The sequence below is a fragment of the Streptomyces sp. NRRL WC-3742 genome (assembly GCF_000720635.1).
Lineage (GTDB): Bacteria > Actinomycetota > Actinomycetes > Streptomycetales > Streptomycetaceae > Kitasatospora.
The window spans coordinates 1-12,490 of record NZ_JOCF01000121.1; the positions used below are offsets into that span (position 1 = coordinate 1).

Below are 12,490 nucleotides of genomic sequence, written 5' to 3' on the forward strand. Positions count from 1 at the left end.
AACACCGAACTGCGCCGCCTCTACGAGGAGCACCGCATCAGCGACACCACCCTGCGCGTCCTCCAGCGCGACCTCGACCTGGAGGAGGCCGCCCTCGGCAGCACCTGAACCCCAGTCACTACTCCTCCGGCAGGTCGAGGACCTGCGACACCGGGCGGCGCGGGCTGGCGGCGCCGGGCGGGCCGTAGCCGAGCCGCAGCACCAACTGGACGTGGGCGGGCCCCTCGGCCGGGTCGCGCAGTCGCCAGCGGGTGTCGGGGATCTCGACGGCCTGGTGCAGGACAGAGGCGCGCAGGCCGTGGACGGTGGCGAGCAGCCAGACCCGCTCCATCGCCTGTCCGGTGCGCAGCCAGTCAGCCTGGCCGTCGAAGTGGGTGGTGAGGGTGGCGATCTGGGGCAGGGCCTCGAAGTGCGCGGCCGGGGTGGTGTGGCGCGGCGGGTGGCCTGCGAACCCGCGCATCGGGAGGTGGGCATCGCGGTCGTGCGAGCCAAGGGCGGCGAGCGGGATGCCGTCGTAGGAGGGTTCGAGGCGCAGCCAGCGGTGGGTCTCGGCCTCACGGGTGACGTCGGCGGCGATGCGGGCCTCGGCCTCGGAGGTGAGGGCGAGGACGCGGCGCATGCCGTGTTCCTCCAGCACGGTCAGCGTCACACCTTCGTCCCGGGCGGCCGTGATGAGGTCGGCCACGAGCGCCTCGGGGACGTCCCGGTTGGTGAACGGGTGTCGGCTGGAGTGGCGCTGGGGGATCGCCGGGTAGAGGTCGGCCCCGAAGGGCTGCGGCGTCCGCAGGGGCGCGGAGAGGCCGAGGACGGCGCGCGGCTGCGTACCCGCGCCGTTCGGCAGAAGCTGGACGACGGCCTCGCGGCCGAGGTGGGCGGCGGCCACCCGCAGGTTGAAGACTGCGGCGCCGATGGAGATGTGCAGGGCCCTGCCGTCCGGGTCTGCGGCCGAAACAGCCCGGCTCAGGTCCGCGCGAACCTCCAGGCCGAGCAGGTCCGGGGTGGGGCGGAAGTGCCAGGGTTGGCTGTTGTGCAGCGACGGGGCCATCCCGCCGGCTTCGGCCAGCAGGCGCAGGTCGGCGGCGGTGAGCTCGGTTTCGGTGGTCATGGCGGGTTCACCTCCTGCTGCCGGCGGGGAGCGCCGGTGATTCGATGGTCCGCCGCGCCGACGGTGCCCGGCAAGGGCCCAACGGCCCTGGGCGCACCGGCCGAGCGGCCTCGGGTCCCGATGACGCGGGATTCATCGGCCGGCCGGGGCGAGGAGTTCGATGCGGCCGGTGCGCAGGTGGTTGCGGTGACCGTCCAGGAACGCGCCGTCCGCTCCGTACCCGGGAGGGGCAGTGGTGGTGTGCCGCCCTGTGCCGGGTGGGCGCAGCCCGTGCGGGTGCTGCGGGCGCTCTTCCCTCCGAGCCGTCCCCGCTGGTCGCGAGGGGTGCATGCCCGCTCGCCGCCGCCCCTGGAGTTGTGCCCGGGGGCGGCGGCGAGCATCCGGTTGCTAAGATCAACTCCTGAAAGCCGCAGTGCCCGATGGAGACGGTGACGACGTGAACGCCGAATCGCCCGCCCCGGCTCCCGTGACGGGCGCGCCGCTCTACCAGCTGAAGGCGGAGTTCTTCAAGACGCTGGGGCATCCCGCGCGGATCCGCGTGCTGGAGCTGCTGAGCGAGCGCGAGTACGCCGTCGCCGAGATGCTGCGCGAGGTCGGCATCGAGGCATCGCACCTGTCCCAGCAGCTCGCCGTCCTGCGCCGTTCCAACCTGGTCGCCACCCGCCGCGAGGGTTCCACCGTCTACTACCGCCTCACCAACCCCCAGGTGGCGGAGCTACTGCGGGTCGCACGCACCATCCTCGGCGACGTCATCAGCGGCCAGGCCGAACTCCTCGACGGCCTGCGCGCCGAGCCCGAACGTCCCGCCCAGCACTGAAACCGGCCCGCTCGCCGGGCGCGTGGCGTCAGACGACCAGTTCCGCTTCGATGCGCCGGACGTGGTGCCGGGCCATGGCGAGGTTCGCCCGGGCGCGGTCGAGGACCAGGTAGAGGAACAGGTCCCTCCCGCCGGGCGAGGTGAGCGGTCGCACCAGGTAGTACTGGTGGGTGAGCGTGGTCAGGCTGTCCTCCAGCGCCTCGCCGTGCAGCCCGAGGGCTTCCGTCGCCCGCCGATGCGCGCGGACGACGTCGGTGGTGCCGGCCGCGGCGAGTTGCAGATCCAGGCCCGCGGCCTCGCCCAGCGTGCCGAGCGCCATCCCGCTCGTCGAGTCGACCAGGGCCGCACCGAGCACCCCGCCGATCGCCATCGCGTCCTTGAGTGCCCCGTCGATGCCTGCCATGCGGAAATCCTCCCGACCGCTCCATGTCACGACCGGCCCTGCGCGCCGACCCACACGGAGCATAGGCACCCGAGACGCTCCTGGCGGCTCGATGACGAGTACTGATCACAAGAGATCGTCACTGTCTGAATCCATCACATGCGAAACAAGCGATTTGAAAAATTCTTCATATTCATACATGCTGGCTTGCTGTTGGATCGACATGAGGTGCGTCCGGTGTCGTACCGGCGACCGGGGAGGGTGGTCATGACCGCAGCGTTCGACGAGGAACTGCACGAACAGCTCGCCCAGGCCCGACAGGCCCTGGGCCAGGCTCGCGAGTGCGGGGACGACGACGGCGCCCATGCCTATGCCGGGCGCGAGGCGAGCCTGCTGCGGATCGCGGCCGACCACGGCATCGACGTCCCGCACGCCGCCCAGCCGGAAGAGCAAGGAGAGAGCTGAGACATGGCCGTCCCGCTGTACCAGGCGAAGGCGGAGTTCTTCCGCACCCTGGGCCATCCGGCACGTATCCGCGTTCTGGAGCTGCTGCAGGACGGCCCGCTGCCGGTGCGCGAACTGCTCGCGGCTCTGGAGATCGAGGCGTCCAGCCTCTCCCAGCAGCTCGCGGTCCTGCGCCGCACCAACCTGGTCACCGCCACCCGGGACGGCAACACCGTCGTCTACGCGCTCAGCACGCCGGACGTCGCCGGGCTGCTGCGGGCCGCGCAGCATCCTCGGCGAGCTGATCACCGACCAGCGCCAACTCCTCAACGAGCTGAGCGCGCCCACCGCAGCCACTGCTCAGGAGGTCCGGGCATGAGCGCCGCCCACGCTGTCCTCGACCGGGTGCGTTCCGTCCTCCCCAACCGCGAGATCCTCGCCACCATGGGCCGCTCGCCGCGCAAGGACCTCCTCGCCGGACTGACGGTGGCCATCGTCGCGCTGCCGCTCGCGCTCGGCTTCGGCATATCGTCCGGCGCGGGCGCCGAGGCGGGCCTGGCGACCGCCGTCGTCGCGGGCGCGCTCGCCGCGATCTTCGGCGGCTCCAACCTCCAGGTCTCCGGGCCGACCGGCGCCATGACCGTCGTCCTGGTGCCGATCGTCGCCCGCTACGGCACCGGCGGCGTGCTCACCGTCGGCCTGCTGGCGGGCGTCGTCCTGGTCGCGCTGGCGCTGGCACGAGCGGGGCGGTGGATGGCGTACGTGCCCGTCCCGGTCGTGGAGGGCTTCACCGTCGGGATCGCCGGCGTCATCGCGCTGCAGCAGGTGCCCGGCGCGCTCGGGCTGAAGAAGCCCGAGGGTGACAACCCGGCCGTCGTCGCGGTCAAGGCCGTGGGCGACTTCGCCACCGCCCCGCACTGGGCGGCGCTCGCGCTCGCCCTGGGTGTCGCGGCCGTGATGCTGATCGGCGTACGACTTCGGCCCGCGCTGCCGTTCTCGCTGATCGCCGTCGCCGCCGCGACTCTTGTCGTGCAGCTGGCCGACCTGCCGGTGGCGACCATCGGCCACCTGCCCGCCGGGCTGCCCATGCACTCGCTGGGCTTCCTGGACCTCTCCGCCGTCCCCGCCCTGCTGCCCTCCGCGCTGGCCGTCGCCGCGCTGGCCGCCCTCGAATCGCTGATGTCCGCGACCGCCGCCGACGCGATGAGCGTCTCCGAGCGCCACGACAGCGACCGCGAACTGTTCGGTCAGGGCCTGGCCAACCTGGCCGCCCCGCTGTTCGGCGGCGTCGCCGCCACCGGCGCGATCGCCCGTACCGCCGTCAACGTCCGCTCCGGCGCCGCGTCGCGACTGGCCGCACTGGTGCACGCCACCGTGCTCGCCGTGATCGTCTTCGCCGCCGCCCCGCTGGTGTCCGGCATCCCGCTGGCCGCCCTCGCCGGGGTGCTCATAGCCACCGCCGTCCGCATGGTCGAGGTCGGCTCGCTGCGCGCGCTCGCCCGTACCGGGCGGGGCGAGGCTTCCGTCCTGTTCCTGACCGCCGCCGCGACCCTCGCCTTCGACCTGGTCACCGCCGTCGTGATCGGCCTGCTCGTCTCCGGCGTGCTCGCCCTCGCCGCCGTCGCCAAGGCCGCCCGCGTCGAGCAGGTCCCGCTGCACGCCGACCTACCCCCGGCCGACCACCACGCCGAGGAGCAGGCGCTGCTCGCCGAGCACATCGTCGCCTACCGGATCGACGGCCCGCTGCTCTTCGCCGCCGCCCACCGCTTCCTGCTGGAACTCACCGAATCCGCGGAGGTCAAGGTCGCGATCCTGCGGATGTCCCGGGTCAGCGCCATCGACGCCAGCGGCGCCACCGTCCTCGGCGACGCCATCACCAAACTCCAGCGCCGAGGCACCCTCGTGCTCGTCTCCGGCATCCGCGACGAACACCACCGTACCCTCGACGCCCTCGGCATCCTCGACCGGCTCCGCACCGACGGCCACGTGTTCGACACCACCCCGGACGCCATCGCCTACGCCCGCAAGCACCTGACAGGCCACCAGGTCCTCTCCACCGAGGACACTCTCACCGCCACAGGAACTTCTCGGTGACCACGAGACCGAACAGCCGTGGTGATTCGCCGCTGGTGTGGCCGGGGGCACGACGGCGTCCCGCCCCCGGCCGCCACATCACGGCGACCGTCCTCGTTCGATTCCCGCTCACCCCGCCCGCCCCGACCCCGGAGTAGTACCGCCCTTGCGCTTCGCTATCACCCCCTTCGACGACCACGGCGCCCCCGCGCCCCCGCAGACCGTCGACCTGCCCACCCTCAGGGCCCTTCTCGCCGAAGCCGCCACCACCGGCCGACGCCTGCACATCCGCCCCGAGCAGACCGCCCCGCCGCAGCCCGTCCGGGAGTCCCGATGAGTGACAGCACCAGCGACGAGAAGGCCCGTCGCAAGGCCATGCTCATCCGCGCCTCGATCTACATCCTCGGCACCCACCTGTTCGCCGGCTTCGTCATCCTGCTCTTCGCCCTCGGCAACCGCCACTGAGCCCTTCCGGGGCCTGCTCCTGGTCCGCCGGGCGCCCGGCACCCCCGTTCAGGGCCGGTAGACGGCGCAGACGCCCGTGGCGATCGGGCGGCCCGGCGCGACGTCTGGATCCGCGAACACGGCACCGACCTGCCCGAGGTCGCCACCTGGACCTGGACCCACTGACCGGGCCGTACCGGGCCCTGCCGCACCGTCGAGCGAAGGCCGACGGGATGGCCACGCCGTTCACGGCGACCGCCACCGTGCTCGCGGTGGCCGCGTGCACCGCGTACACCCATCGTGTACGCGGTGCACGCGGTGCCCGGCCGTCCTGCTGCTGCGGGACGCGGCGAACCGGATGCGCCCGGTGTGCGCTCTCAGCGGGCCGGGTGCGGGGCGACGGTGGTGTCGGTGCGGTGGTCGAGCCGGCTGGTGACCGTGATCACGCCGTCAACTCCCCGGCACAGCCGCTCCACGACCGGCGGCAGGCTGCGGTGGGCGACGGTGCCGGTGAGCGTCACCTGTCCGTCGGCCACCTGGACGTCGATGCTGTCCGGGGAGATGCCCAGGGTGCGGGAGAGGACGTCCTGGCGGATCTCCTCGCGGATCGCACGGTCGTGGCGCAGGAAGACGCGCAGCAGGTCGCTGCGGCTGACGATGCCCACCAGGCGTCCCGCCTCGTCGACGACGGGGAGCCGCTTGAGCTGCTGGCGCTGCATCAGGCGGGCCGCCTCCACCACGGTCCATTCGGGCCGGGCGCACACGGCCGGGCTGGTCATGAGGTGCTCAGCGGTGGCAGCTCGGCTCTTGGCCTGCTCGGCGGGCGACAGGCTGGGGACCAGCAGCAGTCCCGCCGGGTCCTCCTGGCCGGCCTCGTTGAGCAGCAGGTCGGCCTCGGACACCAGGCCGATCGGCCGGTCCTGGTCGTCGAGGACGGGCACGGAGGTGATGTCGTGCTCGGCGAGCAGTCGGGCGATTTCCTTGAAGCCGGTGTCGGGCCGTACGTGCACGACGGCCGAGGTCATCAGCTCTCCCACGATCCGGTGTCGCATTCTCGGTTCTCCTGTCATGTGTGGACGGGGCGCGTCTGCCGGTGGCGCCCCGGAGGGCCGGGGCAGGCCGGCGAACGCGGCGCCAGTGCTTCAAGCCTCGGTTTCCAGCCGCCGGGAGCGAAGGGCCGTGGGGGCCATGGCCGCCGGGACCTTCAGCCCGGCCGCTGCCGGCGCGAGAGGCGGCGGGCCCGAACTCCGGGACCGCGGAGGACCGACTGCCTCGCTGGAGGGGCCCATCAGGCCCTGCCGTCGGCGCCGACCGGTGGAGCACTGTCATCCTGTCCGGCTGTGCAGGGCAGGACAGGACAGGACAGAACGACGGTGAGCGTGATGTTCGCCGGGCATGATTCGGGAGGTGTCGGATGGACGACGACGGGCCCGCGATCGAGTTGGCCGCGCTGACGAAGAACTACGGCCGCAAGGTCGGCGTCGACCGCCTCGACCTCACCGTCCGGCGGGGCGAGGTGTTCGGCTTTCTCGGTCCCAACGGCGCCGGGAAGACCACCACCATCCGCTGTTTGGTGGGGTTGCTGCGGCCCACCGGCGGCCGGATCAGGGCGCTGGGTCTCGATCCGGTCGCTGATCACCGGCGACTCGCCCCGCACCTGGGCTACCTGCCCGGCGAGCTGCGGCTGTACCCGGAGCTGACCGGTGCGCAGACGCTGCGACTGCTCGGCGACCTCCAGGGCACTGCCACCACACGCCGCGCGGAGCTGTGCGAACGCCTCGCACTGATGCCGGCGGACCTGGCCCGGCCGGTACGGGAGTACTCGCGCGGCATGAAGCAGAAGCTGGGGCTGGTGCAGGCGCTCCAGCACGATCCGGAGCTGCTGGTACTGGACGAGCCCACCGAGGGCCTGGACCCACTGATACAGGAGACGTTCTTCGCCCTGCTGGGCGAGGCCGCCACGGCCGGGCGCACCGTGCTGCTGTCCAGCCATGTGCTGCCCGAGGTGCAGCGCGCCTGCGGCCGGGTGGCGATCGTGCGGGCGGGGAAGCTGGTGACCGTCCAGGCCGTGTCGGCACTGCGGGAGAAACGGGCCCGGCGGGTGCGGCTGGTGTTCGCGGACGGGCAGGGCGCCCGCGCCCTGGGGCAGGCCGAGCGGTGGTCCCCGCAGTGGCACGGTGAAGAGGTCCAACTGCTGATACCTCCGGAATGGTTGGTCGAGGAGCTTCGCCAACTCCTGGCGCTGCTACCGGTGGTGGATCTGTCGGTGGAGGAGGCCGGCCTGGACGAGGCGTTCCTCGACCTGTACCGCCGGCCTGTCGGTGAAGCGGAGACGCAGTGATGAGAGCCCGGTTCCCCCTGTTCTGGCTGGCCCTGCACCGCCGCCGGCGGATGCTGGCCCTGCTCTCTGTGGGCATGGTGGTGTTCGAGGCGTTGATCGTGCTGGTCATCCGTGCGGTGCCGCCGGTCCAGATGTTCGCCGGTGCCGGGCACGCTCCGGACGCGCTGAAGGCGTTCTCCGGTTCGACGGGCGATGTGTCGATAGCGAGCTACGCCGGCCTGCTCGGCGCCGGCCTGGTGCACCCGTTCTGGATCGCGATGCAACTGACGGCCATCGGATCGCTCACCGCGGCCGCCGTCGCGGCCGATGTCGAGTCGGGGACCGTCGAGCTGCTGATGGTCCGTCCGGTCTCCCGACTGCGGCTACTGGCCGAGCGGGCCGCCGCCGTGCTCGTCGCCTCCCTGGTCCTCAACGCCTCCGCGACCCTGGCCGTCGTGGGCGGCGTCGCGCTCTCGCCCACCGTCCACCACGCCGTCCCGCTGCGCGGCGTGTTCGCCGCCGGGCTGATGGGCGTCGCGTTCACGGTCTGCCTGTCCGGGCCCGCCCTGGCCGTCTCGGCCGCAGGACGGCGCAAGGCCCAGGTGATCGGCGCCACCGTCGCCGTGGGCGCGGTGGGATTCGCCGTCAACTTCATCGCCATGGCCTGGCATCCGGCCGCCCCGCTGAGGTATCTGAGCCCGTTCCACTACTACACGCCCGGCGACGCCCTCGCCCACGGCACCCTCGCCTGGGGGCCGCTCGCCGTCCTGCTGGCGGTGGGAGCCGCCGGTCTCGGCGCGGCCGTTCCGCTGCTGCTGCGCCGGGACCTGGCGCCCTGACCGGGGAACCATGCACCGCAAGTAACTGCCCCGAAGGGGCCGAGGGACCGGGCGCAGGCCGCACCCGGTCCCTCGGCATTCCCGTCCCCAAGCGGCCCGGCCCTTCGGACCCGCAGCCGGGACCTTCGGCACCTGACCACCTCCAGCTGCCCGGCAACAGACTGAACCAGGCACAACACGCTACATCCACAATGGAATTGGGAAAGGAAGGCCGCAAACCATGGCCGTTCACCACGCGCACGCTCCCCGCCTCGCCCACCGGTTCGGCACCGGGCTCCGCCGCCACACCTCCGCGCACGCCACCCCGGACGCGGCGCACAGCACCTCAGTGACCACCACCGGTGCGCGGGCCCTCGCCACCGCCCGGGTCGGCCTCGGCTTCGTCTTCCTCTGGGCCTTCCTCGACAAGACCTTCGGCCTCGGCTACGCCACCAGGAGCGCGAACTCCTGGCTCGATGGCACCTCCCCGACCAAGGGCTTCCTCAGCCACGTGTCGGCCGGCCCGCTCCAGTCGACGTTCCACCACTGGGCCGGGCATGCCTGGGTGGACTGGCTGTTCATGCTCGGCCTGCTTGGCATCGGCCTCGCCCTCATCGGCGGCATCGCCCTGCGGGTCGCCGCCCTCAGCGGCACCCTGCTGCTGGCCCTGATGTGGGCCGCCGAGTGGCCGCCCGCCCGCCACCTGGCCACCGGAGCGGGCAGCGGCTCCAGCAACCCCGTCGCCGACTACCACCTGATCTACGCTCTGCTGCTCATCGCCCTCGCCACCACGGCCGCCGGCGACACCTGGGGCCTGGGCCGCCGCTGGGCCGCCCTTCCGATCGTCCGAGACCACGCCTGGCTCCGCTGATCCCCCGTCAGAACATCAGGCCGGCCGCGATGCTGTCGTCGCGGCCGGCCTCACCGCGTGTCCGGCAAGGGACGACCGGCGCCCGGACGGCGGCGCCTGCCCGGGCCCGGTGTCCGGGCCGCCGGCGCCCGCCGGGACCAGGACGACGGGGCACCGTGCCTCGGCCGCCGTGCGCAAACGCGACGGACCCGAGGAGCCGCCCACTGCGCCGCCGCAGTGCTTTCCGCGGATCCGTCGTCACGACTCCGGTACCAGCGCCATGGGGCAGGCGGCGTGGTGCAGTACGGCATGCGCGACCGGCCCGAGGTGACCGAGCGAGGCAGCGTGGCGCTGCCCCAGGACCACGAGTCGCGCCTTGGCCGAGGCATCGACGAGCATCTGCCCGGCGCCACCCGGCTCGGCGTCCGCGACCACCTGCACGTCCGGGTGGGCGGCCCGCCACGGCGCGATCGCGCGGGCGAGCAGGTCGTGCTCGGCGAGCTGGGACTTCGCGCGCGCCGGCGGATCCACCGGCGCCCACGCGTGCAGGGCCCGCACCTGCAGCCCGCAGCGGCGCGCGGCGTCGAAGGCGAAGTCGAGCGCGGCCTCGGCCGGCCGCCGTGTGTCCACCCCGATCACGACCTGTTCGCGCGGCACCGGATCCGCCGCTTCGGCGGGGACCACGACGACGGGACAGCCCGCCCGGCCCGCGACGTGGAGGGCTGTCGCCCCGACGCGGAGTCCGGGGAAGCCACCGTCGCCCCGGGCGGCGAGAACCAGTAGCTCGGCATCCTCGGCCGCCGCCACCAGCGCCGCCGTGGCGACGTCGTACACCTCGTCCGTGCGCACGGACAGCCCCGGGTGCCGAACCGCCAGGACGTGTTGCACCTCCGCGAGGATGCCACGCCTGGCGGACCACAACCGGGATCCCGTCGGCAGCAGGTGCGGCATGAGCGGAAGGGCGTGCAGGACGCGCAGCGGACGCTGCCGCAGCGCCGCCTCCTCGGCGGCCAGGTCGGCCGCCGCCAGACTCTCGGGAGAACCGTCGACTCCGACGGTGACGGGAAGGTACATGATCGCCATCTCCTCTCGGGGGCGAGCCGGCCGGCCCAGGCCCATGCGGTGGCCGTGTACCACCGGACGGAACGACCACGTCCTCATGGTCACGCTCTGCATCCACTCGCGTACAGGGCCGACCGGGGCAGGTCCGTCCGATCCACCCGGGACCATTGGGAGCCACCAGCCGGTGCCCTCATCACCCCGGCAGCGGAGGCCCGTACGGCGCACCGGTTCGGGACCACTGGTCCTCTGCCATGGGCCGCCCGGCCCTCGCGGGCACGGGCCTGGTGGCCGAAGGCTGGAGGCCGCCTGCCGAGCAGCGCAGGGGCGCCAGAGGCGTCTGTCCGCACAGCCGGAAGAGATCATGATCAACAGTTCGCGGGAAACGAAGGCATATCTAGTAGGAGGCGGCATCGCCTCCCTCGCCGCGGCAGCCTTTCTGATCCGGGACGGCAAGTTCCCGGGCGAGAACATCCACATCCTGGAGGAACTCCCCCTGGCCGGCGGCTCCCTGGACGGCCGGGGGGCCGCCGAGCAGGGTTACGTCACGCGCGGCGGGCGGATGCTGGAGGAGGAGGCGTACACCTGCCTGTGGAACCTCCTGGAGACGATCCCCACCCTCGACGACGAGAACGTGACAGTCCGCCAGGAGATCCTGGCCTTCAACGAGCAGTGGCCCACCGAGGCGAGGGCCCGCCTGATCGACCGGGACCACCGGATCCTGGACGCCTCGCAGCTCGGCCTGGACACCCGTGACCGGATCGAACTCGCCCGCCTGCTGGCCCTGCCCGAGTCGGTGATCGGCTCCCGGCGGGTCGACGAGTTCTTCTCCGATCACTTCTTCGCCACCAACTTCTGGGCGATGTGGCGCACCACCTTCGCCTTCCAGAACTGGCACAGCGCGATCGAGCTCAAGCGGTACTTCCTGCGCTTCGTGCAGGAGTTCCCGCGAATCCACACCCTCTCCGGGGTCCGCCGCACCCGGCTGAACCAGTACGACTCGATCGTGCGGCCACTCATTCGGTGGCTGACCGAGCACGGGGTGCGGTTCGAGCACGGCGTCACGGTGAGGGACGTCGACTTCACCGAGAAGGCGGGCATCCGCCGCGCCAAGCGCCTCCACCTGGACCGGGACGGCCGCCCGGCGACCATCGAACTCGCCGATCTGGACCTGGCGTTCATCACATTGGGCTCGATGACCGCCGACGCCGCCTACGGCACGGACGACACGGTCGCCGAGTTGGTCCGCGACAAGCGCGACGGCGGCTGGACGCTGTGGGAGACGCTCTCGCGCAAGGCCCCCGACTTCGGCCGTCCCGCCGTCTTCAACGGCAACATCGCCGAAGCCGCCTGGCAGTCCTTCACGTTGACCATGCGCAGCCCGGTCCTGCTCAAGCGGATCGAGGAGTTCTCCGGCAACGCCGCCGGAACCGGCGCGCTGATGACGTTCAAGGACTCGCCCTGGCTGATGTCCATCGTCGTGCCGCGCCCGCCGCACTTCGAAGGCCAGCCCGAGGGCGTCTTCACGCTCTGGGGCTACGGTCTGTTCATCGACACCCCCGGCGAGCACACCGTCAGGGCGATGGCCGAGTCCACCGGGCGGGAGATCCTGGACGAACTCCTCGGCCAGCTCGGCTTCGACGACATCACCGAGGAGGTCCGTGCCACCACCACGGTCACCACGGTGATGATGCCCTACATCACCAGCCAGTTCGCCCGCCGCGGCGTCCACGACCGGCCGCTGGTGATCCCGCACGGTGCACGGAACTTCGCCCTCCTCGGCCAGTTCGTGGAGATCCCGGAGGATGTGGTCTTCACGGTCGAGTACTCGGTACGCGGCGCCATGCACGCCGTCTACCGCCTGCTCGGCCTCGACAAGCCGATCCCGCCCGTCTACCACGCCCTCTCGGACCCGAAGACCGCCTTCCAGGCCCTGAAGACCGCGTTCAGCTGAGTCCGAACGAACGGCCCGCCATCGCGGTTGCGGTGGCGGGCCGTTCGCGGATTCGTGTGGGTCCGCATCAGGGATGGCCGGGCATCAGGGATGGCCGGGAGCGGCCCCACCCGCTCCCGGCCATCGCCCCTGCCCTGGCCCGGCCGGGCCCCCACAGCCCGCCGGACCGTACCCGCGCCGGCTTTTGCGCGGGAGTGATGAGGCCGTGGTGGCCGTCGTAGCGG

Annotated in this window: 13 protein-coding genes; 9 read left to right on the plus strand and 4 right to left on the minus strand. The window is 72.4% G+C overall.

Annotated features, from left to right (window positions below; all coding sequences use genetic code 11):
* Positions 1-118: 118 nt before the first annotated feature.
* Positions 119-1,105: an Acg family FMN-binding oxidoreductase gene (locus IH61_RS0138675; protein ID WP_031078873.1), complete on the minus strand. Its 987-nt coding sequence runs from the start codon at positions 1,103-1,105 to the stop codon at positions 119-121.
* Positions 1,106-1,541: 436 nt separating this feature from the next.
* On the opposite strand from IH61_RS0138675, the gene IH61_RS0138680 reads away from it, so the two are divergent.
* Positions 1,542-1,922 (plus strand): ArsR/SmtB family transcription factor, encoded by a 381-nt coding sequence (locus IH61_RS0138680; protein WP_234327523.1) that lies wholly within the window; start codon positions 1,542-1,544, stop codon positions 1,920-1,922.
* Between the two features lie 28 nt (positions 1,923-1,950).
* Here IH61_RS0138680 and IH61_RS0138685 read toward each other — a convergent pair whose 3' ends face one another.
* Entirely contained in the window at positions 1,951-2,325 is a 375-nt protein-coding gene (locus IH61_RS0138685) for a hypothetical protein (protein WP_031078876.1), read from the minus strand.
* A 246-nt stretch (positions 2,326-2,571) separates the two neighbouring features.
* Between IH61_RS0138685 and IH61_RS0138690 the strand changes: the two genes are divergently transcribed.
* The 4 genes from IH61_RS0138690 to IH61_RS49365 all read left to right on the plus strand — a co-directional run bounded on the left by IH61_RS0138690 (position 2,572) and on the right by IH61_RS49365 (position 5,286).
* Complete coding sequence (locus IH61_RS0138690; protein WP_031078879.1) at positions 2,572-2,769, plus strand: hypothetical protein; 198 nt, start codon at positions 2,572-2,574, stop codon at positions 2,767-2,769.
* A 3-nt stretch (positions 2,770-2,772) separates the two neighbouring features.
* A complete protein-coding gene (locus tag IH61_RS0138695) occupies positions 2,773-4,842 on the plus strand; it encodes a metalloregulator ArsR/SmtB family transcription factor (protein ID WP_078911725.1) in 2,070 nt (689 codons plus the stop codon).
* A 145-nt stretch (positions 4,843-4,987) separates the two neighbouring features.
* On the plus strand, positions 4,988-5,158 hold the full coding sequence (locus IH61_RS47550; protein WP_158845844.1) for a hypothetical protein: 171 nt from the start codon (positions 4,988-4,990) through the stop codon (positions 5,156-5,158).
* Positions 5,155-5,286: a DUF6126 family protein gene (locus tag IH61_RS49365; protein WP_234327524.1), complete on the plus strand. Its 132-nt coding sequence runs from the start codon at positions 5,155-5,157 to the stop codon at positions 5,284-5,286. The genes IH61_RS47550 and IH61_RS49365 overlap by 4 nt, the downstream gene beginning before the upstream one ends.
* 356 nt (positions 5,287-5,642) lie before the next feature.
* Here the strand turns inward: IH61_RS49365 and IH61_RS0138705 are convergent, their stop codons facing one another.
* On the minus strand, positions 5,643-6,317 hold the full coding sequence (locus IH61_RS0138705; protein WP_031078884.1) for a CBS domain-containing protein: 675 nt from the start codon (positions 6,315-6,317) through the stop codon (positions 5,643-5,645).
* Between the two features lie 362 nt (positions 6,318-6,679).
* On the opposite strand from IH61_RS0138705, the gene IH61_RS0138710 reads away from it, so the two are divergent.
* From IH61_RS0138710 to IH61_RS0138720, 3 genes are all read left to right on the plus strand, one after another.
* Entirely contained in the window at positions 6,680-7,606 is a 927-nt protein-coding gene (locus IH61_RS0138710) for an ABC transporter ATP-binding protein (RefSeq protein ID WP_037973992.1), read from the plus strand.
* Complete coding sequence (locus tag IH61_RS43690) at positions 7,606-8,424, plus strand: ABC transporter permease subunit (protein WP_031078887.1); 819 nt, start codon at positions 7,606-7,608, stop codon at positions 8,422-8,424. The genes IH61_RS0138710 and IH61_RS43690 overlap by 1 nt, the downstream gene beginning before the upstream one ends.
* 220 nt (positions 8,425-8,644) lie before the next feature.
* Positions 8,645-9,274, plus strand: coding sequence for a membrane protein (locus IH61_RS0138720; protein ID WP_031078891.1), 630 nt, complete (start codon positions 8,645-8,647; stop codon positions 9,272-9,274).
* A gap of 237 nt (positions 9,275-9,511) precedes the next feature.
* Here IH61_RS0138720 and IH61_RS0138725 read toward each other — a convergent pair whose 3' ends face one another.
* Positions 9,512-10,327: a universal stress protein gene (locus tag IH61_RS0138725; RefSeq protein WP_031078894.1), complete on the minus strand. Its 816-nt coding sequence runs from the start codon at positions 10,325-10,327 to the stop codon at positions 9,512-9,514.
* A gap of 349 nt (positions 10,328-10,676) precedes the next feature.
* On the opposite strand from IH61_RS0138725, the gene IH61_RS0138730 reads away from it, so the two are divergent.
* Complete coding sequence (locus IH61_RS0138730) at positions 10,677-12,266, plus strand: oleate hydratase (protein ID WP_031078897.1); 1,590 nt, start codon at positions 10,677-10,679, stop codon at positions 12,264-12,266.
* Positions 12,267-12,490 lie beyond the last annotated feature (224 nt).